16 protein-coding genes and 3 pseudogenes are annotated in these 21,873 nt (G+C 72.9%); 7 read left to right on the top strand and 12 right to left on the bottom strand.

Annotated elements, in window-relative coordinates; all coding sequences use genetic code 11:
- Positions 1-62: 62 nt before the first annotated feature.
- Positions 63-719 (top strand): zinc-binding dehydrogenase, encoded by a 657-nt coding sequence (locus tag ACZ4WS_RS16895; RefSeq protein ID WP_467981066.1) that lies wholly within the window; start codon positions 63-65, stop codon positions 717-719.
- Positions 720-876: 157 nt separating this feature from the next.
- Here the strand turns inward: ACZ4WS_RS16895 and ACZ4WS_RS16890 are convergent, their stop codons facing one another.
- The 5 genes and pseudogenes from ACZ4WS_RS16890 to ACZ4WS_RS16870 all read right to left on the bottom strand — a co-directional run bounded on the left by ACZ4WS_RS16890 (position 877) and on the right by ACZ4WS_RS16870 (position 6,408).
- Positions 877-1,305 (bottom strand): ester cyclase, encoded by a 429-nt coding sequence (locus ACZ4WS_RS16890; RefSeq protein ID WP_467981064.1) that lies wholly within the window; start codon positions 1,303-1,305, stop codon positions 877-879.
- Between the two features lie 98 nt (positions 1,306-1,403).
- Positions 1,404-1,658, bottom strand: a pseudogene (locus ACZ4WS_RS16885) (Tn3 family transposase); the annotation flags it as partial.
- A gap of 104 nt (positions 1,659-1,762) precedes the next feature.
- Entirely contained in the window at positions 1,763-4,942 is a 3,180-nt protein-coding gene (locus ACZ4WS_RS16880) for an acetyl-CoA carboxylase family protein (RefSeq protein WP_467981063.1), read from the bottom strand.
- 173 nt (positions 4,943-5,115) lie between these two features.
- Positions 5,116-5,811, bottom strand: coding sequence for an HAD family hydrolase (locus ACZ4WS_RS16875; RefSeq protein ID WP_467981061.1), 696 nt, complete (start codon positions 5,809-5,811; stop codon positions 5,116-5,118).
- A 120-nt stretch (positions 5,812-5,931) separates the two neighbouring features.
- Positions 5,932-6,408, bottom strand: coding sequence for an Lrp/AsnC family transcriptional regulator (locus ACZ4WS_RS16870; RefSeq protein WP_467981059.1), 477 nt, complete (start codon positions 6,406-6,408; stop codon positions 5,932-5,934).
- Positions 6,409-6,630: 222 nt separating this feature from the next.
- Between ACZ4WS_RS16870 and ACZ4WS_RS16865 the strand changes: the two genes are divergently transcribed.
- The 3 genes from ACZ4WS_RS16865 to ACZ4WS_RS16855 all read left to right on the top strand — a co-directional run bounded on the left by ACZ4WS_RS16865 (position 6,631) and on the right by ACZ4WS_RS16855 (position 10,808).
- Entirely contained in the window at positions 6,631-8,118 is a 1,488-nt protein-coding gene (locus ACZ4WS_RS16865; protein ID WP_467981115.1) for an FUSC family protein, read from the top strand.
- Positions 8,119-8,315: 197 nt separating this feature from the next.
- On the top strand, positions 8,316-9,701 hold the full coding sequence (locus ACZ4WS_RS16860) for a nitric oxide synthase oxygenase (protein WP_467981058.1): 1,386 nt from the start codon (positions 8,316-8,318) through the stop codon (positions 9,699-9,701).
- 60 nt (positions 9,702-9,761) lie between these two features.
- Positions 9,762-10,808, top strand: coding sequence for a lactonase family protein (locus ACZ4WS_RS16855; RefSeq protein WP_467981057.1), 1,047 nt, complete (start codon positions 9,762-9,764; stop codon positions 10,806-10,808).
- A 156-nt stretch (positions 10,809-10,964) separates the two neighbouring features.
- On the opposite strand, the gene ACZ4WS_RS16850 is transcribed toward ACZ4WS_RS16855, so the two are convergent.
- The 4 genes from ACZ4WS_RS16850 to ACZ4WS_RS16835 all read right to left on the bottom strand — a co-directional run bounded on the left by ACZ4WS_RS16850 (position 10,965) and on the right by ACZ4WS_RS16835 (position 14,938).
- The gene (locus ACZ4WS_RS16850; RefSeq protein ID WP_467981055.1) at positions 10,965-11,888 is read right to left on the bottom strand and encodes a sirohydrochlorin chelatase; all 924 of its coding nucleotides are present in this window, start codon (positions 11,886-11,888) and stop codon (positions 10,965-10,967) included.
- Between the two features lie 209 nt (positions 11,889-12,097).
- Positions 12,098-13,075, bottom strand: coding sequence for an N-acetylglucosamine kinase (locus tag ACZ4WS_RS16845; RefSeq protein ID WP_467981053.1), 978 nt, complete (start codon positions 13,073-13,075; stop codon positions 12,098-12,100).
- Positions 13,072-13,749: a uracil-DNA glycosylase gene (locus ACZ4WS_RS16840; RefSeq protein WP_467981051.1), complete on the bottom strand. Its 678-nt coding sequence runs from the start codon at positions 13,747-13,749 to the stop codon at positions 13,072-13,074. Before ACZ4WS_RS16840 ends, ACZ4WS_RS16845 begins: the two co-directional genes overlap by 4 nt.
- A 103-nt stretch (positions 13,750-13,852) precedes the next feature.
- Positions 13,853-14,938: a WD40/YVTN/BNR-like repeat-containing protein gene (locus ACZ4WS_RS16835; RefSeq protein WP_467981049.1), complete on the bottom strand. Its 1,086-nt coding sequence runs from the start codon at positions 14,936-14,938 to the stop codon at positions 13,853-13,855.
- A gap of 272 nt (positions 14,939-15,210) precedes the next feature.
- Here ACZ4WS_RS16835 and ACZ4WS_RS16830 point away from each other — a divergent pair, with 272 nt between their 5' ends.
- On the top strand, positions 15,211-15,789 hold the full coding sequence (locus ACZ4WS_RS16830) for an Rv1733c family protein (protein WP_467981048.1): 579 nt from the start codon (positions 15,211-15,213) through the stop codon (positions 15,787-15,789).
- A gap of 521 nt (positions 15,790-16,310) precedes the next feature.
- Here the strand turns inward: ACZ4WS_RS16830 and ACZ4WS_RS16825 are convergent.
- A pseudogene (locus ACZ4WS_RS16825) lies at positions 16,311-16,466 on the bottom strand (hypothetical protein); the annotation flags it as partial.
- A 234-nt stretch (positions 16,467-16,700) separates the two neighbouring features.
- Here ACZ4WS_RS16825 and ACZ4WS_RS16820 point away from each other — a divergent pair.
- Both ACZ4WS_RS16820 and mgtA read left to right on the top strand, forming a co-directional pair.
- The gene (locus tag ACZ4WS_RS16820) at positions 16,701-17,084 is read left to right on the top strand and encodes an ArsR/SmtB family transcription factor (RefSeq protein WP_467981114.1); all 384 of its coding nucleotides are present in this window, start codon (positions 16,701-16,703) and stop codon (positions 17,082-17,084) included.
- Positions 17,068-19,784, top strand: a pseudogene (mgtA, locus tag ACZ4WS_RS16815) (magnesium-translocating P-type ATPase). The gene ACZ4WS_RS16820 and the pseudogene mgtA overlap by 17 nt, the downstream one beginning before the upstream one ends.
- On the opposite strand, the gene ACZ4WS_RS16810 reads toward mgtA, so the two are convergent.
- Both ACZ4WS_RS16810 and ACZ4WS_RS16805 read right to left on the bottom strand, forming a co-directional pair.
- Positions 19,726-20,436: a response regulator gene (locus ACZ4WS_RS16810; RefSeq protein WP_467981046.1), complete on the bottom strand. Its 711-nt coding sequence runs from the start codon at positions 20,434-20,436 to the stop codon at positions 19,726-19,728. The pseudogene mgtA and the gene ACZ4WS_RS16810 sit on opposite strands and share 59 nt — an antisense overlap.
- A complete protein-coding gene (locus tag ACZ4WS_RS16805; protein ID WP_467981112.1) occupies positions 20,433-21,743 on the bottom strand; it encodes a sensor histidine kinase in 1,311 nt (436 codons plus the stop codon). The genes ACZ4WS_RS16810 and ACZ4WS_RS16805 overlap by 4 nt, the downstream gene beginning before the upstream one ends.
- Between the last annotated feature and the right edge of the window lie 130 nt (positions 21,744-21,873).

The raw sequence follows: 21,873 nt of genomic DNA, 5'->3' as shown, positions 1-21,873 counted from the left end.
CGAGGTCACCGTCGGCGTCGGGGGTCGTCGCCGAGCTGGGCCCGGGGGTGACCGACTGGGCGGTGGGTGACGAGGTGTACGGGCTGATCCCGTTCACCAGGGACGGGGCCGCCGCCGAGTTCGTCGCCGTCCCCGCGGTCGTGCCGGCCGCCAAACCGCCGCGGCTCGACCACGACCGGGCGGCGGCCCTGCCGCTCGCCGGGCTGACGGCCTGGCAGGGCCTGGTCGGTCACGGAGGGCTGCGCCCCGGCTCCCGGGTCCTGGTGCACGGCGGCGCGGGCGGAGTCGGCTCGGTCGCCGTGCAGCCGGCGGCGGCACTGGGCGCGTCCGTCACCGCGACGGCCGCCGCCGGGGCCGCGGACTTCGTACGCGAGCTGGGTGCCGAGCAGGTCGTCGACTGCCGCGGCGAACGCTTCGAGGAGCATGTCAAGGACGTGGACCTGGTCCTCGACACGGTCGGCGACGACACCCAGGACCGCTCCTGGCAGGTACTGCGCCCCGGTGGTGTGCTGGTGAGCATCGTCGCCCCGCCCGACCCCTTGAAGGACGGCGGTGTGTTCCTCGTCGAGCCCGACCGGGCAGGCCTGGACGAGCTGTCCCGGCTGGTCGCCGACGGCAAGCCGGCCCCGCGCGTCGACCGTGTGGTGCCGCCGGCCGAGACCGCACGGGCCTACGCGGCTCTCGAGGACGGGCGCCGGCGAGGGAAGATCGGGGCCTGAGGGCTACGAACCGCGAGACGCGCCTGACCCGTAGGGGAGGGGCGTCTCGCGGTTCTATGGGCGGTCGGTCAGGTCAGGTCGCGGAAGAGCCAGAGCAACAGCTGCAGTCGGCCCATGTGCCAGTTCCCTGGCGCGCAGTGGGTAGATCGGGCCTGGGTCAGTGGCCGGCGGGGGCGGGCGCGATCTGCTGCATGAGACTGAGCATGTCCGGGGCGACCCACTCCTCGGCGATCTGGTCCCCCTCGATTCGGTAGACCTCGATGCTCCGGTAGGCGACCTGCCGGCCCGTTGCCTCGAACTGCTGGAACGCGCCCTGGTGAGTGCCGTGGAAGTGGACCAGCACCGTCACCTTGTCGCCCGCGCCGAACATGTCCTGGACATCGATCTTCAGGTCGGGGAAGGCCTCCAGCATGGCCTGCGCGCCCTGCCGCCAGACCTCCCGGCCGTGCAGCGGGTCGGGCAGGCCGGGGACGTTGGCGATGAAGTCCTCCGTCAACAGCTCTACGCACGCGTCGAGGTCACCGCTCTCCAGCGACTGGTATGCCGCGCGCAGCAGGGCCATGTTCTTCTCGGCGGTGGTGGTCATCTCGGTGCCCTTGCTGGGATGGCGCCGCGAGCTCGGTGATCGCTCCGGGCGGCGGCCGTGGTTCAGTGCCTCGACGACGCAGCCGCGGGCCGCACCCCTCATTCGCCCTCGGGGGCATCCTTGTCACGCAAGGGCCGCATGCCGCCGGGCAGGTCGGGGAGCTGGAAGGAGTACCGGCGGAGCATGTTGATGTGGTGGCGGACGAACGGCGAGAGGCGGGCGACGTCCTCGTCGCGGACGTCGAAGCCGTCGGCGCGGAACTGGGTGACGGCGGCGTCCATGTACCGGGTGTTGAACAGCACCAGCGCGTTCAGCACCAGGCCGAGCGCGCCGATCTGGTCTTCCATGCCGTCGCAGAGGCCGGACGGGCTTGGCGCCGGTTTTCGTTCCGATGTTCCTCAGCCCCCAGATCGCGCTCAAGGTGTCCTGAGCGGCGGGCGGCACCTCGGCAGGAGGATCACCAGGTGTCGATGAACCCGTGCCCCCGCTCGTGCCCGCGCTCCTCTGCCCGGCTCTGGTGACCGTCCAGCGCCGCGAGGATCCACGCGCGCGACTCCGCCGGGTCGATCACCGCGTCGATCTCCAACGCGGCCGCCGCGTTGACGGCCTTCCCGTGTTCGTACAGCTCGGCCACGCGTGCCTCGAAGGCCCGCTCGCGTTCCTCGGGGTCCGTGATCGCCGCCAGTTCCTTGCGGTAGCCGAGGCGGACCGCGCCTTCCAGGCCCATGCCGCCGAACTCGCCCGTGGGCCAGGCGGCGGTGGCCAGCGGGGCACGGGTGGAGCCGCCCATCATCGCCATCGCGCCCAGGCCGTACGCCTTCCTGAGCACCAGGGTCACCAGGGGAACGCGGAGGTTCGCGCCCGTCACGAAGAGGCGGGCGAAGTGCCGTACCGTCGCCGTCCGTTCGGCGTCCGGACCCACCATGAATCCCGGTGTGTCGCAGAGCGAGACGACCGGCAGCCCAAAGGCGTCGCAGAGTTGGAGGAAGCGGGCCGTCTTGTCCGCGGCGTCGCGGTCGACGGCCCCGCCGAGGTGGGCCGGGTTGTTCGCGACCAGGCCCATCGGGCGGCCCTCGATCCGCGCCAGACACGTCAACACGCCCACGCCGAACGCCTGTCGGAGCTCCAGCACCGAGCCCGTGTCCGCCAGCGCCTCGACGGCCGCGCGCATGTCATAGGCACGCCTGCGGTTCTCCGGGACGACATGGCGCAGCAGCCGCCGGTCCGGTGCCTCCCAACTGCCCTGTGTTCCCTGGAAGTACGAGAGATAGCGGCGCGCCACTGTCACCGCCTCCGCCTCGTCGGCGACCGCGATGTCCACGACCCCGTTCGGGACCTGGACCGACACCGGCCCGACCTCCTCGGGACGGAACACGCCGAGCCCGCCGCCCTCGATCATCGCCGGGCCGCCCATGCCGATCGTGGCATCGGGCGTGGCGATGACGACGTCGCAGCAGCCGAGCAGGGCGGCGTTGCCCGCGAAGCAGCGTCCCGAAGCGATGCCGACCAGCGGGACCAGACCGCTCAGCCGGCCCATCTGGTGGAACGTGGTCACGTCCAGCCCGGCGACGGACGTGGTGTCCGTGTCACCCGGGCGGCCCCCGCCGCCCTCCGCGAACAGCACCACCGGTAGCCGTCGATCCTCCGCGAGCTGGAGCATCCGGTCGGCCTTGCGATGGTTCTGCAGCCCCTGCGTACCGGCGAGGACCGTGTAGTCGTACGACATCGCCACGCACGGCGCCCCGTTGACCCGCCCCGTGCCGCTGACCAGCCCGTCGGCCGGAGTGGTGCGGATCAGCTCCTCCAGGGACCGCCGGCGCCGCTGCGCGGCGATCGCCAGGGCACCGAACTCGGTGAACGATCCCTCGTCGCACAGCGCCTCGATGTTCTCGCGTGCCGTACGCCGGCCGATCGCACGGCGCTTGGCGACGGCCTGCGGACGGTGCTCGTCCAGGCCGACCGCGTGCCGGCGCAGCGCCTCGGCCAGGTCGGGCCGTACGGCGTCGAGGTCCACCGCCTCGGTGGGGCCGTCCTCGGCAGCCGTGTCCCGTACCTCGTCCAGCCGCACCAGCGGACGGCCCTCGCCGACCGTGTCGCCCACGCGCACGTGCAGAGCGCGGACCACTCCGGAGCCCGGAGCCCGTACCACGTGCTCCATCTTCATCGCCTCCAGGACCAGCAACTGCTGGCCGGCGCGCACTCGGTCGCCCGGCGCGACGTCGAGCGAGACGACCGTGCCGCTCAGGGGCGCGCCCGCTGTCCCGTCCCCGTCCCCGTCCCCGTCCCTGGATACGGACTCCGGCGCCGGTTCCTCGGGCAGCAGCTCGGCCAGATGCTGTTCGACGAAGCCCGTGTGCGCCCAGAAATCCGGCTGCGCGAGAACCGCCCGCAGCAGCGGGATGCCCGTCCGTACTCCCTCGACCACGAACTCGCCGAGCGCCCGGCGGGCCCGCGCGCAGGCCGCCTCCCAGCCGCCGTGCGGCACATGGGCCACCACCTTGGCGAGCAACGAGTCGTAGCGGACGCCGACTTCGGCACCCGCGCGTGCGGCCGTGTCGACCCGCACGCCCGGTCCCGTCGGCACATCGAAACGGGTCAGCCGCCCCGCCGACGGCCTGACCACCCCGTCCGCCGACGTCACCTCGGCATTGACCCGCGCCTGCACGGCAAAGCCGCGCGGCGGCGCGGGCGGTCCCGCGAGGCCGAGCGACTCCAGTGACTCGCCCGCCGCCAGGCGCAGTTGTACGGCGACCAGGTCGACGCCCGTCACCTCCTCGGTGACCGTGTGCTCCACCTGAAGTCGCGGATTGGCCTCGATGAAGTGGAACTCCTCGCCACGGACGAGGAATTCGAAGGTGCCGAGCCCTGTGTAGCGCGTCGCGCCCGCCATCCGCAGGGCACTGGACAGCAGCTTCTCCCTCACGGAGTCCGCCAGTTCGGGAGCCGGGGCGATCTCGACGAGTTTCTGGTGGCGGCGCTGGGCGCTGCAGTCCCGCTCCCACAGATGGGTGACGGCACCGGTCGCGTCGCCGACGATCTGCACCTCGATGTGCCGGGCGCCCTCCCGTAGGCGCTCCACATACAACTCGCCGCGGTCGAAACCCTGTTGAGCCTCCGAGCGACAGCGCTCCCAGGCCTCGGCCAGCTCCCCGGCCGTGCGTACCACCCGCATCCCACGCCCGCCGCCCCCGCCGACCGCCTTGATCATCACCGGCCCGTCGCGCAGGAACTCCCGCGCCTCCGCCACGGTCGTGCCGCCCCCGGGCAGCACCGGCACCCCGAGTGCGGAAGCGAAGGCACGCGCGCGTGCCTTGTCGCCGAAGAGGTCGAGGACTTCGGGGGAGGGGCCCACGAATCCGATCCCCTCGGCGGCGCAGCGCCGGGCGAACTCCGCGCTCTCGCTGACGAAGCCGTAGCCGGGATGGAGGAAGGCGCAGTCGGTGCTCCGTGCGGCGGCCACGAGCGCGTCCCCGTCGAGGTAGCTCTTCAGTGGCACGCTCTCGTCGGCCCGCCGGGCGTGCAGATCGTCGCCCTCCGCGTACACCGCGACCGTGCGCAGCCCGAGTTCGGAGGCCGCGCGCAGGACGCGTACGGCGATCTCCCCGCGGTTGGCGACGAGTACGGCGGCAGAACCCATGAGCCCCTCCGAGAAGCCGCGGTCGGCCTCGCCATGCTCAGTGATGCCGACGTCAACGTCAATCGGCAGCCGGGGCTGAGCTCAGGAGGTCAGGGGCAGGGGTCACGAGGTCAGGGGGTCACGAGGTCCGGAGGTCGGGAGTCAAGAGGTCACGAGGTCCGGAGGCCAAGAGGTCAGAAAGCCGGAGCCGAGTCCGTCAGCCAGTCGTACGCGGCCTGCGCCGTGAAGTCGGCCTGACCGCCCCGCAGCAGCAGCCCGGCCGTCGCGAACGCCGGGTCGTCGGCCTGCGCGGCGACGTACGGGACGGCGATGCAGCGCATCCCGGCCGCGTGCGCGGCGGCGGCACCAGGAGCGGCGTCCTCCAGGACCACACAGTCCACCGGGGCGGCACTCAGACGGCGCGCCGCTTCCAGGAAGACGTCCGGCGCGGGCTTGCCGTGCGCGACCTCGTCGGCCGAGACGACGGTCGTCAGGTGGGCGGCCAGGCCCGATCCCGCCAGGATCGCCTCGATGGCCTCCGGCGAGGAACCCGAGGCCACGGCCATCGGGACGCCCTCGGCGGCCAGCAGCTCCACGAACTTCCGCATCTCCGGGTACACGCGCGTGGTGGCGCGGGCCAGCTCCAGATAGCGGCGGTTCTTGTCGGCGAGCAGCGTGTCGAGCGGGGCCGTCAAGCCATAGCGCTCCTTCCAGAGCGCGAGCGTCTCCTGGGTGCTGATGCCGACGTACTGCTCGTGGTCGGCCCAGGTGAAGTCGATGATGCCCTGCTCGGCGAGCGTCTGCCGCCCCGCCTCGAAGTAGTTCGGCTCGCTGTCCACGAGCGTTCCGTCGAGATCGAAGATGACCGAAGTGCTGCCGAGAGTGCTCATGGGGTCCAGGATGCCAATGATCAACTCCGTGCCGGGACACCGGTCGGCTCTTCGCGGCGACGCAGGCCGGCTCTTCGCGCGGACGTCGGTCACCTCCTCGCGTTCTCGCAGCGACGCCGGTCACCCCCTCGCGGCGCGCCCGATCGACTCCACCAGTGGCAGCAGCCGCTGCGGGACGCGCTCGCGCAGCGCCACCTCGGTGCGGGTGCGGACGACGCCGGGCAGGCTGATCAGCGCTTGGATCACGTCCTCCAGGTGCGCGTTGTCGCGCGCCACGACGCGGGTCAGCAGATCGCCGCCGCCGGTGATCGAGAACGCCTCGATGATCTCCGGTACGGCGGCGAGCGCGTCGCCCACGTCGTCGAGGTGGCCCTGGGTGACCTCGATGTGCACGAACGCGAGGACGGGATGGCCGAGGGCCGCGGGGGACAGGGACGGGGCCGTCCCGGTGATCACTCCGTCCCGCTCCAGCCGGTCGAGGCGGGCCTGCAGCGTGCCGCGGGCGACACTGAGAATGCGGGCGTACTCGCGCACGCTGGTGCGCGGCTGCTCAAGCAGCAGTCGCAGGATGCGGGTGTCGAGTTCGTCCACGGCCATGGTCCGTTGGCCTCCTTGCCGCCTGAGGTGATCACCACCGACTGTACCAATGGCGCAGCCAGAACTGAGCCTGTTGAGCCAGTTCCTGGCTGTTGCATACCTTGTCTGTATTGATGGCGCTGCGCAGCGCCGGACGGCAAGGGCGCCGTACCGGACCCGCGGCGCCTTTCGCATGTGTCGATGCTGAAGCGATGTGGGGGCGGGCCGCCGACGGTGAAGAAGATGTTCATGGCTCCGGATCCGGAACTGTTCCGGCTGCGGGTCTCGCTGCGGGCGGTGCTCGGCATCGGCCTCGCGGTGTCGCTGTCCGAGCTGGCCGGGCTCTCGCTGCCCGCCTCCATCACGGGCGGGCTCGCGGCCCTTCTCGCGCTGTTCACGGTCGGCGACCCGACCGTGCGCGGCCAGGCGTTCACGACCGCCCTGCTGCCGGTGGTCGGCTTCCCGGTGCTCGCGCTCGCGACCGCCCTGCACGAGATGCCGACGCTGCGCGACGCGTCCTGGCTCGCGGTGATCTTCTGCGGTGTCTACGCTCGCCGCTGGGGCCCGCGCGGCCACGCGCTCGGCATCTTCGCGTTCATGATGTTCTTCACCACGCAGTTCCTGCACGCCGTCCCCGGCCAGCTCCCACAGCTGTACGCGGCCGTCGCGCTGTCCGTGGGGGCGTCCTCGGTGGCGCGCTTCGGCGCGTGGTGCATCGAGCGGCGCACTCCGCTGCCCTCCGCGCCGGCGCCTTTGGACGGACGCGGGCTCGCGCGCCCCGCCACGCGCCAGGCCTTCCAGGCGACGGCCGCCTGCGCCTTCGCCCTCTCCGCGGGCCAGTGGCTCTCGCACGACCGCTGGTACTGGGCCGTCGGCACCGCCTGGTGGATCTTCGTCAACACGGCCTCGCGCGGGGAGACGCTCATCCGCGGATTCCGGCGCGTCGTCGGCACGGTCACCGGCATCGTGGCCGGGCTCCTGATCGCCGTACCGCTGCACGGCGCCCCGGTGCCCACGGCCGCGCTCGTCGCGGTCTGCGTCTTCGGGATCTTCTACACGGCCGCGCCGTCATACAGCTGGATGATGTTCTTCGTCACCGTCATGGCGGGCCTGCTGTACGGGCTGCTCGGCGTGCTGCACCCCGGGCTGCTCGGCCTCCGTCTCGCCGAGACCGGCGTCGGAGCGCTCGGATCCGCGCTGGCCGTCGCGCTGATCCTGCCGATCACCACGCACGCGGTCACCGACCGCTGGGTCGAGCGGGCACTGCACGCGGTGCACGGCTGCACCGCGGCGGCGGCCGGGCGCCTCGCGGGCGACGCCTCTGCCGACCCAGCGCCGCGCGCGGCGGAGCTCGAAGCACTTCTGGGGCGCGTACGGATGGCGCTCGCGCCCCTCGTGCACCCCCTCAACCCGGCGCGAGCGCGCAAGGCCCGCGCCCGCCAGGTACTCGCCCTGCTCGACGACTGCGCCCGCGAGGTACGCGGCCTCGCGGCCGTCGCCGCCGACCCGGACGCCTCGCACGACGCGCGCCTCACGGCCGCGTGCCGACGCGTGGAGACGGCGGTCGAGACCCTGGTCGGCGCCGTGCCGGAACGCGCTCTGACGGCCCACCGGGGCGCCCCTGGCCACCACCCGGGCGCCGAGCAGGCACTCGCCCACCTCCATGGCCTGGAGCACGCGCTCGTCGCGCTCGCCACGCCCCTGCGCCGCGCGCAGCTCATGAGCGCCTGACAGCGGCTCATGAGCGTCCGGCACCAGGACGCGGCCACCAGGCCGTGTGGACACCGAGCCCCGGACTGAGGCACTTTCACCGGCCATCTAGAGGGTGGATCACCGCAGCGGCCGGGTAACCCCGCGGCTATCAGACGCACGGAACCCGCGGACCGTGCGGGAGCGGCCCGCGGGCGGAGCCTCTTGGGGGTGGCGCCATGCGGGACTTCCCTCGCAGAACCGGACACGGAGAACGCTTCGCCGACGACGGGAGCGAGGGATGCCCGGCGCCGCCCGCCGGCGGGCCGGGCGGCTGGCTGGACCGGGTTCCGGCCGGCCGCTTGCGGGACGGTACGGCCCCGTACGCGCCGTACGCGCAGGTCGGCGGTGGCTCCGGTGCATGTACCCCGGGCGTCAGGGGACCGCGGAATTCCGGTGGTCTCGACAGCGGCGCCCTCGCCGATCAGGAGGTGGTCCCGCCGGGCGACGAGCCCGCACCGTACGAACGCCTCCGCGCAGCAGCCGAGTTCCTCACCCTGCACCACACCGAGGAACGCCTCGGTGACCCGGCCCGACGCATCGCCGCCGCGCGCGCGGAGATCGCGGACACCGGGACGTACCGCCACACCACAGAGGAACTCGTCTTCGGCGCACGTGTCGCGTGGCGCAACGCCAACCGGTGCATCGGGCGGCTCTACTGGCACTCCCTGTGCGTACGTGACCGCAGGGACGTGCGGGACGCGGAGGACGTCGCCGAGGCGTCGGCGGACCATCTGCGGGAGGCGACCCGCGATGGCCGGATCCGGGCGCTCATCACGGTCTTCGCGCCCGACGGGCCGGGACGTCCCGGCCCGCGGATCTGGAACGAACAGCTCATCCGGTACGCGGGTTACGCACGCCCCGACGGCGGTGTGACCGGCGATCCGCGCAACGCGGGCCTGACCGCGTTCGCCCGGCGACTCGGCTGGCCCGGCGGCCCCAGCACTCCCTTCGACGTGCTGCCGCTGGTGATCCAGGGCGCCCACGACAAGCCCCGCTGGTTCGCGCTGCCCCAGGACGCGGTGCTCGAAGTAGAGCTCGCGCACCCGGAGTACACCTGGTGGCGCGCGCTCGGACTGCGCTGGCACGCCGTCCCCGCGCTCGCCAACATGTGCCTGGAGATCGGCGGCATCTGCTACCCGGCCGCGCCCTTCAACGGCTGGTACATGGGCACGGAGATCGGCGCCCGCAACCTCGCCGACACCGACCGCTACGACCTCCTGCCGCACATCGCCGAGCGCCTCGGCCTCGACACCCGCACCGACCGCTCCCTGTGGAAGGACCGCGCGCTCGTCGAACTCAACCGCTCCGTCCTGCACTCCTTCGACCGCGCGGGTGTCACGGTCACCGACCACCACACCGAGTCCCGGCGCTTCCTCACCCACCTCGGCCGCGAGGAGCGCAAGGGCCGCCCGGTGGGCGCGGACTGGTCGTGGATCGTGCCGCCCATCTCCGGCAGCGCCACGCCCGTCTTCCACCGCACGTACGAGGCCGTGGAGCGGCGTCCCGCGTACGTCCACCACCCGGAGGCCCACGAACGGGCACGCGGCGCCTTCCTGGTCTAGACCGCCGATCTTCGGCTGCTACCGTCGCCACGGACGACGCGGGACCGAGAGGAGACAGCAGTGGCAGACGGCGGCAGGCGGCAACAGCGGGCGTTCATCGGCTCGTTCACGGCGGCGGGAGGCCTGGGTGTCCTGACCGCGGCCGTGGACTCGGCCAGCGGCGCGCTGACCGTCCTGAGCGCGGTCGACGGCGTCCCCGATCCGTCGTACCTCGCCCTGTCGCCCGCCCGGGACGTGCTGTACGCGGTCAGTGAGACGGCCGACGGCGCGGTGGCCGCGTACCGCGTGCGCGGCGACAAGCCGGAGCTGACGGCGCCGCCCGTGGCGGTCGGCGGCAGCGGTCCCACGCACCTCAGCGTGTTCGCCGGACATGTGCTGACCGCCAACTACGGCTCCGGCAGCGTCACCGCCGTGCCCGTACGCGCCGACGGAGGTCTCGCGGGCGCCGTCTCCAGTGTGCTCCAGCACACCGGCTCGGGCCCGCACACCCGGCGTCAGCAGGGGCCGCACGCCCACCAGGTGCAGCCCGACCCGAGCGGCCGCTGGGCGGTGAGCGTCGATCTCGGCACCGACTCCGTACGGGTGTGCGCGCTGGACGGCGGAACGCTCACGCTGCACCGCGAGATCGCGCTGCGCCCCGGCTCCGGGCCCCGCCACCTCGTCTTCCACCCGCGCGGCGAACACGCGTACGTGCTCAACGAACTCGCGCCCACCGTCACCGTCTGCCGCTGGGACGCCGCCGAGGGCTCGCTGCGGCCCGTCGGTGAGACGCCGGTGCTGTCCGGCGTCCCGGACGGTGACGCGTACCCCTCGGGCATCGTCGTGTCGCCCGACGGCCGCTTCGTATGGACCGCCACACGCGGCCAGGACGTCGTCTCCGTGCTCACGCCCGACGCGGTGGGCGAGGGGCTGCGGCTGGTCGCCACGGTGCCCTGTGGAGGCACCTGGCCGCGTGCGCTGGCCATCGACCCCTCGGGGCGCTTCCTGTACGCGGCCAACGAGCGCTCCGGCGACGTGACCTGGTTCGCGGTCGACCCGGACACGGGTGTGCCGCGCCGCGGCGGCTCGGTCGAGGCTCCGGCGGCGTCCTGCGTGGTCTTCGGCTGAGGGTTGACCCCTGACACCTGACCGTTGCCCCCTGACCGCTGACCTTTGACCTCCGGCCGTTGACCTCCGCCCGCTGACCTCGCCGTCGCGCGCATGGCAGAGGGCCCGCTCCTGCGAGAGGAGCGGGCCCTTTTTCGTACTGGTGTGCCGGGCGGCTCAGAGGACCGGCGCGCCCTGCGGCTGCTGCGGGGCGATGCCCAGCGCCGTCGTGTACTTGGCCAGCGCGAGCTTGCCGATCGCCGGGTACGGGCCGAGCGCCTCGGCGGCGGCGCAGCCCGCCTCCTTGGCGGCCGCGTCGAGCAGACCCGCGTCGAGCTCCGGACCGATCAGGTACGGCGCGAGCGCGAGCTGCTGGGAGCCCGAGCCGCGCAGCTGCTCGGCGGTGGCCGCGATCGCGCCCTCCTCGTCGAGCGCCGCAGCCATCACCGGCACGGCGAGCCGCGCGGCGAGCAGCATGCCGGTGATCCCGGCCGCCTGCACGGCCTCCTCGCCGCCCACGGAGGCGAGGATGATGCCGTCCGCGGCGGTCGCCACGGTGAACAGCCGGGCGCGGTCGGCACGTGCCAGACCCGCCTCGGACAGGCGCACGTGCAGTGCTTCGGCGAGCAGCGGGTGCGGGCCGAGCACATCGGTCAGATCGGCAGCTACACGGCTGTCCATGACGGCCTGGCGGACCCGGCGCAGCAGCGCGTTGTCCGGCCCGGCGAGCAGCGGCACCACGACGGCGACGGGGCCGTCGGGCTCAGCCACGTCCGCACCGGCGGCGCGGGCCTGCTCGAAGCGAGCGGCACGCTCCTCGGCGGCGCGGGCCAGCACGGACTGCAGCGTGGGGAATTCGGCGTCGTCCCCGTCGAGGTACCCGATCCGGGCGTCGAGGCCGGGGAGCTCGGAGCGCGCGATGCTCACGACCTCCTCGGTGAGGCTGCGCGTGGCCGCGCTGGGGGTGCCCGGCACCGCGAGGACGAGCGCGGGCGCGCCCTCGGGAGCCGCCAGGGGTTCCGGACGGCGGTGCCGCCCGGGCTGGCGGGGTCGCGGCATTCGTACTGGCAGGCCGGACGCGGGCCCAGTGGAGGAGCTCATGGCGCCGCATGTTACTGGCTTGTTGGGCTCCCCTGTTCGGGGAGGGTGCAGGTGAGCGGTATCCGTCCACTTTTGTCTGATGAGTTACGTACGGATCGGAAGTGATCGGTACCAACCACTTGCCTGCCCTGTGACGCGCGACGGCACCCGGGCTGAGCGTCAACTTCACTTATCCGATAAGGTGGATCAATCCCCCATTTCGGGTTTGGCTACTCGGTCACCACGTGCAGCATCCGCTCGTCGCGAGGGAGCGCGAGGCGGTCGTCCGCCAGGTCGACGGCGATGCGCAGGGCACCGTCCAGCGGATCTCCCGCGGCCGGTACCTGCCGGGCGTACGGCAGTTGCCGGGCCAGCTCCTCACGCAGCGGTACGAGGAGGGGGTCGCCCATCTTGAACAGGCCACCGGTGACGGCGACCTGGGCCTCGCCGGTGTCCGGGCAGACGGCGGCCGCTGACTCGGCCATGTGCCGGGCGGCCGCCCGCAGCACGCCCGCCGCCACCGGGTCACTCCCGGCGCACGCGGCCACTTCGGGGGCGAACGAGGCGAGGACGGCCGGCCGGTCGGCGCGCGGGTACAGCTTGCCCGGCAGCCCCGCTATCGGGCCGAACATCTCCTCGGCGCGCGTCAGCAGCGCCGCCGACCCGCCGCGGCGCCCGTCGAAGGCCCGTACGGCCGCCTCCAGCCCGGCACGGCCGATCCACGCTCCGCCACCGCAGTCGCCGAGTAGATGGCCCCATCCGTCGGCCCGGCGCCAGCGCGTCAGGTCGGTCCCGACCGCGATCATGCCGGTGCCCGCCGCGATCACCGCGCCCGGTCGCTGACCGAGCGCACCCGTGTACGCGGTGACGGCGTCGGCGACCAACGCGAGCCGCCGCACGCCGAGTTCATGCTCCAGCGCCGAGGGCAGCTCGGCGCGCAGCGCGTCGCCGAGGGTGGCCAGGCCCGCTGCCCCGACGGCGACGGCCGCGAGCTCGCCGACCCCCGCTCCGGCCATCAACTGCCGTGCCATCGGCAGCAGTTGCTCCAGCAGATGTCCGGCGTCGATACCGCGCGGGCCCGTGCGTACCGGTTCCTTCGACGTCAGCGGAACGCCGCGGACCTCCCTGCGCACGGCGAGCACCGCGCGCAGGCCCGAGCCCCCCGAATCCACGGCCAGCACACCCGGCAGCGCGCCGCCGGGTGTCACGGCAGACGCCAGTCCACGGGCTGGGCTCCCTGCCTGGCCAGCAGGTCGTTGGCGCGGCTGAAGGGGCGGGAGCCGAAGAAGCCGCGGTCCGCCGACATGGGGGAGGGGTGGGCGGATTCCACCGAGGGCAGGTCGCCGAGGAGGGGACGCAGGTTGCGGGCGTCACGGCCCCACAGGATGGACACCAGCGGGCGCCCGCGCGCCGCCAGCGACCGTATCGCCTGCTCGGTGACCTCCTCCCAGCCCTTGCCGCGATGCGCCGCGGGACTGCGCGGAGCCGTGGTGAGCGCCCTGTTGAGCAACAGCACGCCCTGCTGTGTCCAGGGCGTCAGGTCGCCGTTGGACGGCTGGGGCAGGCCCAGGTCGGTGTTGAGTTCCCGGAAGATGTTGATCAGGCTGCCGGGCAGCGGACGTACGTCCGGCGCCACCGAGAACGACAGCCCCACCGCGTGCCCCGGTGTCGGATACGGGTCCTGCCCGACGACGAGGACGCGTACCTCGTCGAAGGGCTGCTGGAAGGCGCGCAGGACATTCGCCCCCGCCGGGAGATAGGTGCGTCCCGCGGCGATCTCCGCGCGCAGGAAGTCGCCCATCTCGGCGATCCGTCCGGCCACGGGTTCCAGGGCTTTCGCCCAGCCCGGTTCGACGATTTCATGCAACGGTCGTGGTGCCACGGGCGTCACCCTACTGCCGTACACGCGACGGAGATCAACCGGTGGCCGAAGGGCGACCGGTGTTGACCGCCGGGTTGACGAACGGGGTGACTCCGGGACGCCCTCAGCCCACGACGGCGGCGCGTACGCACAGTACGTCCGGCAGATGCGAGGTCAACTGCCGCCAGTTGTCACCGTCGTCGGCCGATGCGTACACCTCGCCGTTGCGGTTGCCGAAGTAGACGCCCGCCGGGTCCGCGCCGTCCGTGCACAGCGCGTCGCGCAGCACCGTGCCGTAGTGGTCCTCGGCGGGCAGCCCGGCCGTCAGCGGCTCCCAGCTCTTGCCCGCGTCCGCCGTGCGGAAGACGCGACATCGGCGCCCTGCCGGGACCCGGTCCGCGTCGGCGTTGATCGGGAAGACGTACGCCGTGTCGCCGCGGTGCGGATGCGTGGCCGCGGCGAAACCGAACGTGGACGGCAGGCCCTTGCCGATGTCCGTCCAGTGCCCGCCCGCGTCGTCGCTGCGGTACACACCCCAGTGGTTCTGCAGATACAGCCGGTCCGGAGTCGCCGCGTCCTGCGCGATCTTGTGCACGCACTGGCCGAACTCCGGGTTCGGATCCGGCAGGAACACCGCGGAGACACCGGAGTTGGACGGCGCCCAGCTCGCACCGCCGTCGTGTGTGCGGAACACCCCGGCCGTGGAGACGGCGACCGTCACGGCGCTGGGATCACGCTTGTCGGTGAGGACGGTGTGCAGTCCTTCCCCGCCGCCGCCCGGCACCCACTTCGACCGCGTGGGGTGCTCCCAGAGCGGGCGTACCAGCTCGAAGGACTCGCCCCGGTCCGCCGAGCGGTACAGCGCGGCCGGCTCCGTGCCCGCATACACCACGTCCGGCTCTGCCGCCGCCGGGTGCAGCTGCCACACCCGCTCCAGCGAAGCGCCCGTGTCCTTGGGGAACTTGACGGCGGGCTGAGCCGGTTCGGTCCATGTCCGGCCCAGGTCGTCGGAGTGGAAGACGGACGGGCCCCAGTGCGCGCTGTCCCCTCCGGCCAGCAGCCTTGGCGTCATACCCCGGGTGTCGATCGCGACCGAGTACACGGCCTGCGCGTTGAAGTACGGACTCTCGTCGAACTCCCAGGCGCCACCGCGCCGTCGCCCGATGAAGAGCCCCTTGCGAGTGCCCACGGTGAGCAGTACGTCGGCCATGCCGACCACCTCCGCGACGTCGTTGTCTCAGACACCGGCCAGTCTGCACCCCGGCACTGACAGTCACCCCTGGACACGGTATTTCCGCAGGTCAGAGCGGTGTTTTCGGTGCTTGGCGGGATTTCTTGGCGGCCCCCGTCGAATGCGGCCGAGGGATGCCGGAAGACCTGGGACCCATGAGTCGATGGCCGCGGTCTGAGCATCGGGGGGACCGATCGCGTATGGGAGGGAGAAGTGGCACGTCCGTGCGGTTGTGGAGGAGGATGCCATTGATGGCGGCATTCCGTGGTCCAAAGGTGTGGCTGTGGCGATGGCGGCGCAACCCGCTACGGCGTCGCAGTGATGCCCTGGAGGCCTGGATCATGCTCGTCGCCTGGCTACTCACCGTGCTCGGCGGGGTACTCACAGGTCTGGCGGCGACCCAGTCCGTGGAGCACGGTCTCGCCCGGCAGCGCGCCGAGTGGCACTCCGTCCCGGCGGTCCTCAGCGAGAACGCGCCGGATGCGAGCGCGACGGAAACCGGCACCGACCTGGTGTGGGCGAAGGTGCGCTGGACCGCGGCGGACGGCTCTGCGCGCACGGGACAAGCACGGGTGTTCGGGGGCACCGGCGCGGGCACCCGGGTCACCGTCTGGACGGATCTCGACGGCCACCTCGTCACCAAACCCGCCACCGCGTCCCAGGCCGAGCTGCGGGCCTCCATGGTGGGAGTCCTCGCCGGCGTGAGCGTGGCGGGCGTGCCCTTCGTCTGCGGACGCCTCCTCTGTGGCTGTCTGGAACGGCGGCGCATGGGGCAGTGGGACGCGGAGTGGGAGCGGATCGGTCCGCTGTGGGGACGGATGACGAGCTGACCGGGTCGTCGGGGGTGTCTGGGTGTTTGGCTGGGGCCTGGGCCTGTCCCGGGGCCGACCGGACCCATGGACGGGCCGACCGGACCCATGGCAGGGCCGGTGGTCCGTGCCCGGCGCAGCCCGCGGGCGCAACGCTCCTCGTACGGCGCGCGCCATTCGCGCAGCAGCCCCGCGGACATCCACACAGCATTGCTCCGGTCGGCCGGGTTCTCGCTGGTCAACTGCCCTTTGAGCAGGGCGATCCGGTCGGCGGTGCGGCCGTCGAGGGCCGAGTGGAGCGTACGCAGAAGGTGGGAGCCCTCCTCGTCCGCGGGCCGAAGACGCCACAGATGGCCAATGAGTGTGTCGGTGTCGGGCCGTTCGGGCTCGGCGGGCTCCGGGCGGCGCTGCGATCTGGCCCGGAGCAGGGCGATGACGGTGGGCACGAGGTCGGCGGGCAGGCGATCCGGCGCGCAGCCGGCGAGTTGACCGAGCGCGGCGAGCCGCAGCCCGGGATCGTGCGGCGCGACGCAGAGCGCCACCAGACAGTCCACCGCCGGAGCGGAGGACTCGGCACGCAGCCACGCGAACAGCCCGAGGCCCTCGGCCAGCGCCAGCCGGACGCGGCGCTCCTGCTCGTCGTCGAGTCGCTGCCTCAACAGGCCAAGCACACACGCCGGTTCGTCGAGGAACCGCACGAGCGCCGTAGGCACCGCCCGGCGTACTTCGGGGTCGCGGTCCCGGACCAGTTCGGCCGTCCTCCCCAGGCGTAAGGCAACTGATCGCGAGTGTGCACCACGGCACTGACAGTGACGCCCGGAAGCCGTACCGGCGCCCTCGCCGCCCCATGGGGCACGTGCGGCGGCGCCCTAGACTGGGACGATTCACAGGAGACGGTCCCGGCGGGACGGGAAGGACAGACGGTGGTGGCGGTGGTGGCGGAGGCCGGTGGCTTCGAGGATCCGTCCGCCGAGGTGCTGGCGGAGGCGGCGGCGAACTTCGGGCTGCTCGCGTCGTCGGCGCGGCTGCACATCGTGTGGGCGCTGGCGCAGGGCGAGAGCGATGTGACCGGGCTCGCGGAGCGGGTCGGCGGGGCGCTGCCCGCGGTGAGCCAGCACCTGACCAAGCTGAAGCTCGCCGGTCTCGTACGGTCCCGGCGCGAAGGGCGGCGCCAGATCTACTTCGTCGACGACCCGGACGTGGTGACCGTCGTACGGCTCATGGTCGGCCAGCTGACGGACCGCGCCGATCGTGCCGAGCGAGCCGACCGCGCCGCGCGGGGTTCGGCGCGGCGCATCCGTGGCCTTGGGGTCTGACACCGCCGCGACCGCGGTCGGGAGGGAGCGCGCGCACGCCGGTGCGTCCCTCGCCGGTGATGGCCCTCAGGGTCTCGCCGGGCTGACCTCGCTCCAAGTTCTGCGACAGCTGGACGCCGGCCCCCGCGGGCTCACCGAGGCGGCGGCCGAGGCGCGGCTGGTCCGTTTCGGCGCCAACACGGTTCCGGGCCGGCGGACGTGGTCGGGGCCGCGCCTGTTCGCGCGCGGCCTGCGCGACCCCTTCACCGCGGTGCTGCTGTGCCTCGGGCTGGTGTCGGCGGTCGTGGCCGCGTGGGGGACGGCGTCCGTGATCCTGTGTCTGGTCGTGGTCAGTTGCGCGCTGCGCGCGTCCGGCGAGCACCGGGCCGACCGTTCCATGGCAGGGCTGCGCGAGCTGGTCGCCGGCACCGCGACCGTGCTGCGGCGGGCCGACGCGGACGCTCCCGCACGGGCCCGGGACATTCCGTCGACGAGTTGGTGCCCGGCGATGTGGTGCGGCTCGGGCCCGGCGACCTTGTCCCGGCCGACGTACGGCTGCTGCGGGCGAGTGGGCTGACCGTGCTCCAGGCGGCGCTGACGGGGGAGTCGGCGGCGGTCGCGAAGGCAGCCGTCGACGCACCGGATCCGTCGCACGACGGGGTCTTCGCGCAGCGGCAGCTCTGCTTCCAGGGCAGCAGTGTGGTGACGGGCAGTGCGACGGCGGTGGTGCTCGCCACGGGTGCGCGGACGTGGTTCTCGTCCGCGTACGGCGGTACGTCTCGCGGTGGCCCGTCCCAAGCCGGTGCCTTCGACCGGTCCGTGCACGGCATCTCCTGGGTGCTCATCCGGTTCATGCTGCTCACGCCGCCGCTGGTGCTGATGGCCAACGCGGCGCTGCGCGGGCGGGCCGTGGAGACCCTGCCGTTCGCCGTCGCCGTGGCGGTCGGGCTCACCCCCGAGATGCTGCCGGTCATCGTCACCACGTGTCTGGCGCGCGGTGCGTCGTTGCTGGCCCGAACCCACAAGGTGATCGTCAAACGGCTGCCCGCGCTGCACGACCTCGGTGCCGTCGATGTGCTGTGCCTGGACAAGACCGGCACCCTCACCCAGGACCGGCCGGTCGTCCACCGCGCCCTGGACGGGGAAGGGCGGGACGACCCCGACGTCCTGCGCTGGGCCGCCGTCAACGCCTGGTGGACCCTCCAGATCGCCGAACTGCCCACGCCGGACGCGCTCGACGAGGCGGTCCTGGAGGCGGCGGACGGGGAGGCCGAGCCGTACGAAGGGGTGGCGGCGCTGCCCTTCGATCCCGTGCGCCGCCTCGCCACCGCCGTCGTACGCCACCCGCGCGGACTCGGCGTGCACACGCTCGTGGTCAAGGGCGCCGTCGAGAACGTACTGGAGAGGTGCGTACTGGAAGAGGCCGAGCGTGCGCGACTGCTCGCCCTCGCCGCGCGCGAGGCCGACGACGGACTGCGGGTGCTCGCGGTCGCCACCGCCGAACTCCCCCACTCTCGGCTTCGCTCGAGCGGGGGGACCCCCATCGCCCGCACCCACGACTGCACACCCGCCGACGAACGCGGCCTGGCCTTCCGCGGCTTCCTCACCTTCCGCGACGCGCTCGCCCCGACCGCCGCCGACGCGCTGAAGGCCCTTGTCGAACGGGGGATCACCGTCAAGATCCTCACCGGCGACCACCCCGGCACGGCGGCCCGTGCCTGCCGCGACCTGGGCCTCGACCCCGGCGAGGTGGCGGCAGTCGGCCGCATCGATGCCCTCACCGCCACGGAAATCGATGCCCTCACCGCCACGGAGATCGACGCCCTCACCGACGCCGAACTGACCGAAGCCGTCCGCCGTACGACCGTCTTCGCCCGCTGCACCCCGGAGCACAAGGCCCGTATCGCCGTCGCCCTGCGGGCAGGCGGGCACACCGTGGGCTTCCTCGGGGACGGCGTCAACGACCTGCCCGCACTGCGCGCCGCCGACGTCGGGATCGCACCGCGCGACGCCGTCGACGTGGCCCGGGAGAGCGCCGACGTGGTCCTCGCCGCCAAGGACCTCACCGCGATCGAGCATGCAGTGACGGCGGGCCGGCACAGCAGCGTCACCATCGCCTCGTATCTGCGCATCACGCTGTCCTCGAACTTCGGCAATGTGATCGCGATGCTCGCCGCGGGGTTGCTGTTGCCCTTTCTGCCGATGCTTCCGGCGCAGGTCCTGGCCCAGAACCTGTGCTTCGACGCGGCACAACTCGCCTTCGCCTACGACCGCCCGCACCCCGGCGCCCTGCGCCGCCCCACGGTGCTGCGCCCGCGGCGCCTGCTGCGCTTCATCACCGGCTTCGGCGTGCTCAACGCCGTCGCCGACCTGGCCACCTTCGCGATCCTCGCGCTCGCCCTGGACGGGCCGGACGCCATCGACGACGCGGCCGCGTTCCACTCCGGCTGGTTCACCGAGAACCTGACGACCCAGGCCCTGGTCATGGTGCTCCTGCGCGTCGGCCGCCGCACCGCCGAGCACCGCCGGCCCCCGAGCGTGCTCGCCCTGGCGGCCACCGCACTCGCCGCCGCCGGTCTGCTGCTCCCGCTCTCCCCCTTGGGCCCGCTCCTCGGCATGACCGCACTGCCGGCCTTCTACTACGTGCTCCTTGCCGCGGTCCTCACGCTGTACGCGACGGCGCTGACGGCAGCCCGGCGGGTGGTGGGGTGCTCGGGGTGACCAGGCCCGTCTCGTACGCGGTGACCACGGCCTGGACACGGTCGCGGAGGCCGAGTTTGGAGAGGATGCGGGCGATGTGGGTCTTGACGGTCGTTTCGGCGAGGTGGAGGTGGGCGGCGAGTTCGGTGTTGCTCAGGCCCTGGGCGAGCAGGCGCAGGACTTCGAGTTCACGCGGGGTCAGCGCGGCCAGATCGCGGTGGAGTGCCGCGGCCTCGGGGCCCCGGCGGGCGTACCTCTCGACCAGGCGGCGGGTGATGGCCGGTGCCAGCAGGGCGTCGCCGGAGCGCACCATGCGGACGGCGGAGACCAGGTGTTCGGGGGTGACGTCCTTGAGGAGGAAGCCGCTGGCTCCCGCGGACAGCGCGGCGTAGACGAGGTCGTCGAGGTCGAACGTGGTCAGGATGATCACGCGCGGTGCGCCGGGGGCGCCGTTCAGGATGCGGCGGGTGGCCTCCAGGCCGTCCAGCTCGGGCATCCGGATGTCCATCAGCACGACGTCGGGCCGGGTGCGCCGGACCGCGGTGACGGCTTCGGCGCCGTTGGCCGCCTCGGCGACCACGTCGATGCCGTCGGCCATCAGGATCATCCGGAATCCGGTACGGGCCAGGGTCTGGTCGTCGGCGACCACCACGCGCAACGGCTGCCCGGTCACGGTGCCTCCAAGGGGATCAGTGCGGTGACGCGGTAGCCGCCGGTGGGGCGTCTTCCGGTGTGCAGGGTGCCACCGTAGACGGCCAGCCGCCGGCGAAGTCCGATCAGGCCGTGTCCGTTGCCGGTGGCCGCGGACGCGCTCGGCCGGCCGCCGGTGTCGGTGACTGCGACCCGCAGGTGGTCGCCGCCGTACTCGAGGGTCACCGCCGCGGTCGCACCGGCGGCGTGCTTCACCGTGTTGGTCAGCGCCTCCTGCACCACCCGGTACGCGGCCAGCCCGACCCCGGCCGGTACGGGCCGGGCGGTACCGGTCACGGTCAGCCCGACGGGCACACCGGAGTCCCGCACCCTGCCGACCAGGGCCTGCAACTGGTCCAGGCCCGGCTGGGGCGCGAGATCCGCGGTGGCCGCCGGGTCGGATCCTTCGGAGTCCATCGTCAACAGGCCCATGGCGTACCGCAGTTCGGACATGGCCCCCCGGCCGCTGGCCTCGACCGCGAGCAGGGCCTCGCGGGCCTGGTCCGGGGCGACATCCATGACCTTGCGGGCGGCGCCGGCCTGGATGACCATCACGCTGACGTTGTGGGTCACCACGTCGTGCAGCTCGCGGGCGATGCGGGCGCGCTCCTGCTCGGTCGCGCGGCGCAGTTCCTCGGCCTGCTCCCGTTCGAGCGCGGACATCTGCGCCTGGCTCTCGTCGGCGCGGATCCGCCAGGTGCGCAGGCCGTTGGTCGCCAGGATGAGCGGAACCAGGATCAGCAGCGGCACGTACTGGGTGGGGACGGTGACGTAGTGGGAGGAGCTGATGACGACCTTGGTGGGGTCGGGCGCGACGGCGGTTGCCGGCACATCACTCGTGAGGCTGCCGACCGCCAGTACGGTCACCGGCACACTCGCCAGCGTCGCCACTCGGTAGGGGCTGTAGGCCACGGCGCTGTACACCGCTATGACGGAGGAGTAGATGACGATTCGCTGCGCATCCTGCGGCGTCAGCGCGGACGCGCCCGTCACGGCCCACAGCACGGCCAGCGGATACCTGCGGCGCAGCGCCAAGGGCGCCGCGGCGAGGATCGCCAGAACCGCCGCGGCGGTCACGCTGGCCGCCTCCGTGGCGCGGACGTACGGGCCGATGCCATCGGTGGCTTCGCGCATCTTGTCCTGCGCCACGTCGACGGCGTAGTGGAGCACCGCGACACCGACGAGCAGCGTCAGCGCCGCGTCGAAGGCGAGGCTGCGCCGGCCCGGCCGCGGCAGCGGACCCGTTGGGCGCCGCAGCAGGACAACTCCGTGTCGCAGCAGGTCCGCCATTGACGAGCTCTTCACCGGCTCATTCTCACCGACGGCCGAACGCCGCGACATCCTCCCGGCGGACCTCCGTCCGACGGCCGGGTACATCCGTCGCCTACTTCGCAGGGATGACACGAGAGGCCCTCCTCCC

The sequence above is a fragment of the Streptomyces sp. NPDC029292 genome, assembly GCF_055569295.1.
The sequence above is the reverse complement of the archived record's forward strand: the minus strand, read 5'-3'. Positions and strand labels throughout refer to the sequence as shown.

Bases quoted from the DNA above. Each gene is read 5' to 3' on its own strand.
- ACZ4WS_RS16890 (WP_467981064.1), bottom strand. From the start codon at position 1,305: ATGACCACCACCGCCGAGAAGAACATGGCCCTGCTGCGCGCGGCATAC.
- ACZ4WS_RS16880 (WP_467981063.1), bottom strand. From the start codon at position 4,942: ATGGGTTCTGCCGCCGTACTCGTCGCCAACCGCGGGGAGATCGCCGTA.
- ACZ4WS_RS16875 (WP_467981061.1), bottom strand. From the start codon at position 5,811: ATGAGCACTCTCGGCAGCACTTCGGTCATCTTCGATCTCGACGGAACG.
- ACZ4WS_RS16870 (WP_467981059.1), bottom strand. From the start codon at position 6,408: ATGGCCGTGGACGAACTCGACACCCGCATCCTGCGACTGCTGCTTGAG.
- ACZ4WS_RS16865 (WP_467981115.1), top strand. From the start codon at position 6,631: ATGTTCATGGCTCCGGATCCGGAACTGTTCCGGCTGCGGGTCTCGCTG.
- ACZ4WS_RS16860 (WP_467981058.1), top strand. From the start codon at position 8,316: ATGCGGGACTTCCCTCGCAGAACCGGACACGGAGAACGCTTCGCCGAC.
- ACZ4WS_RS16850 (WP_467981055.1), bottom strand. From the start codon at position 11,888: ATGAGCTCCTCCACTGGGCCCGCGTCCGGCCTGCCAGTACGAATGCCG.
- ACZ4WS_RS16835 (WP_467981049.1), bottom strand. From the start codon at position 14,938: ATGGCCGACGTACTGCTCACCGTGGGCACTCGCAAGGGGCTCTTCATC.
- ACZ4WS_RS16830 (WP_467981048.1), top strand. From the start codon at position 15,211: ATGGCGGCATTCCGTGGTCCAAAGGTGTGGCTGTGGCGATGGCGGCGC.
- ACZ4WS_RS16805 (WP_467981112.1), bottom strand. From the start codon at position 21,743: ATGGCGGACCTGCTGCGACACGGAGTTGTCCTGCTGCGGCGCCCAACG.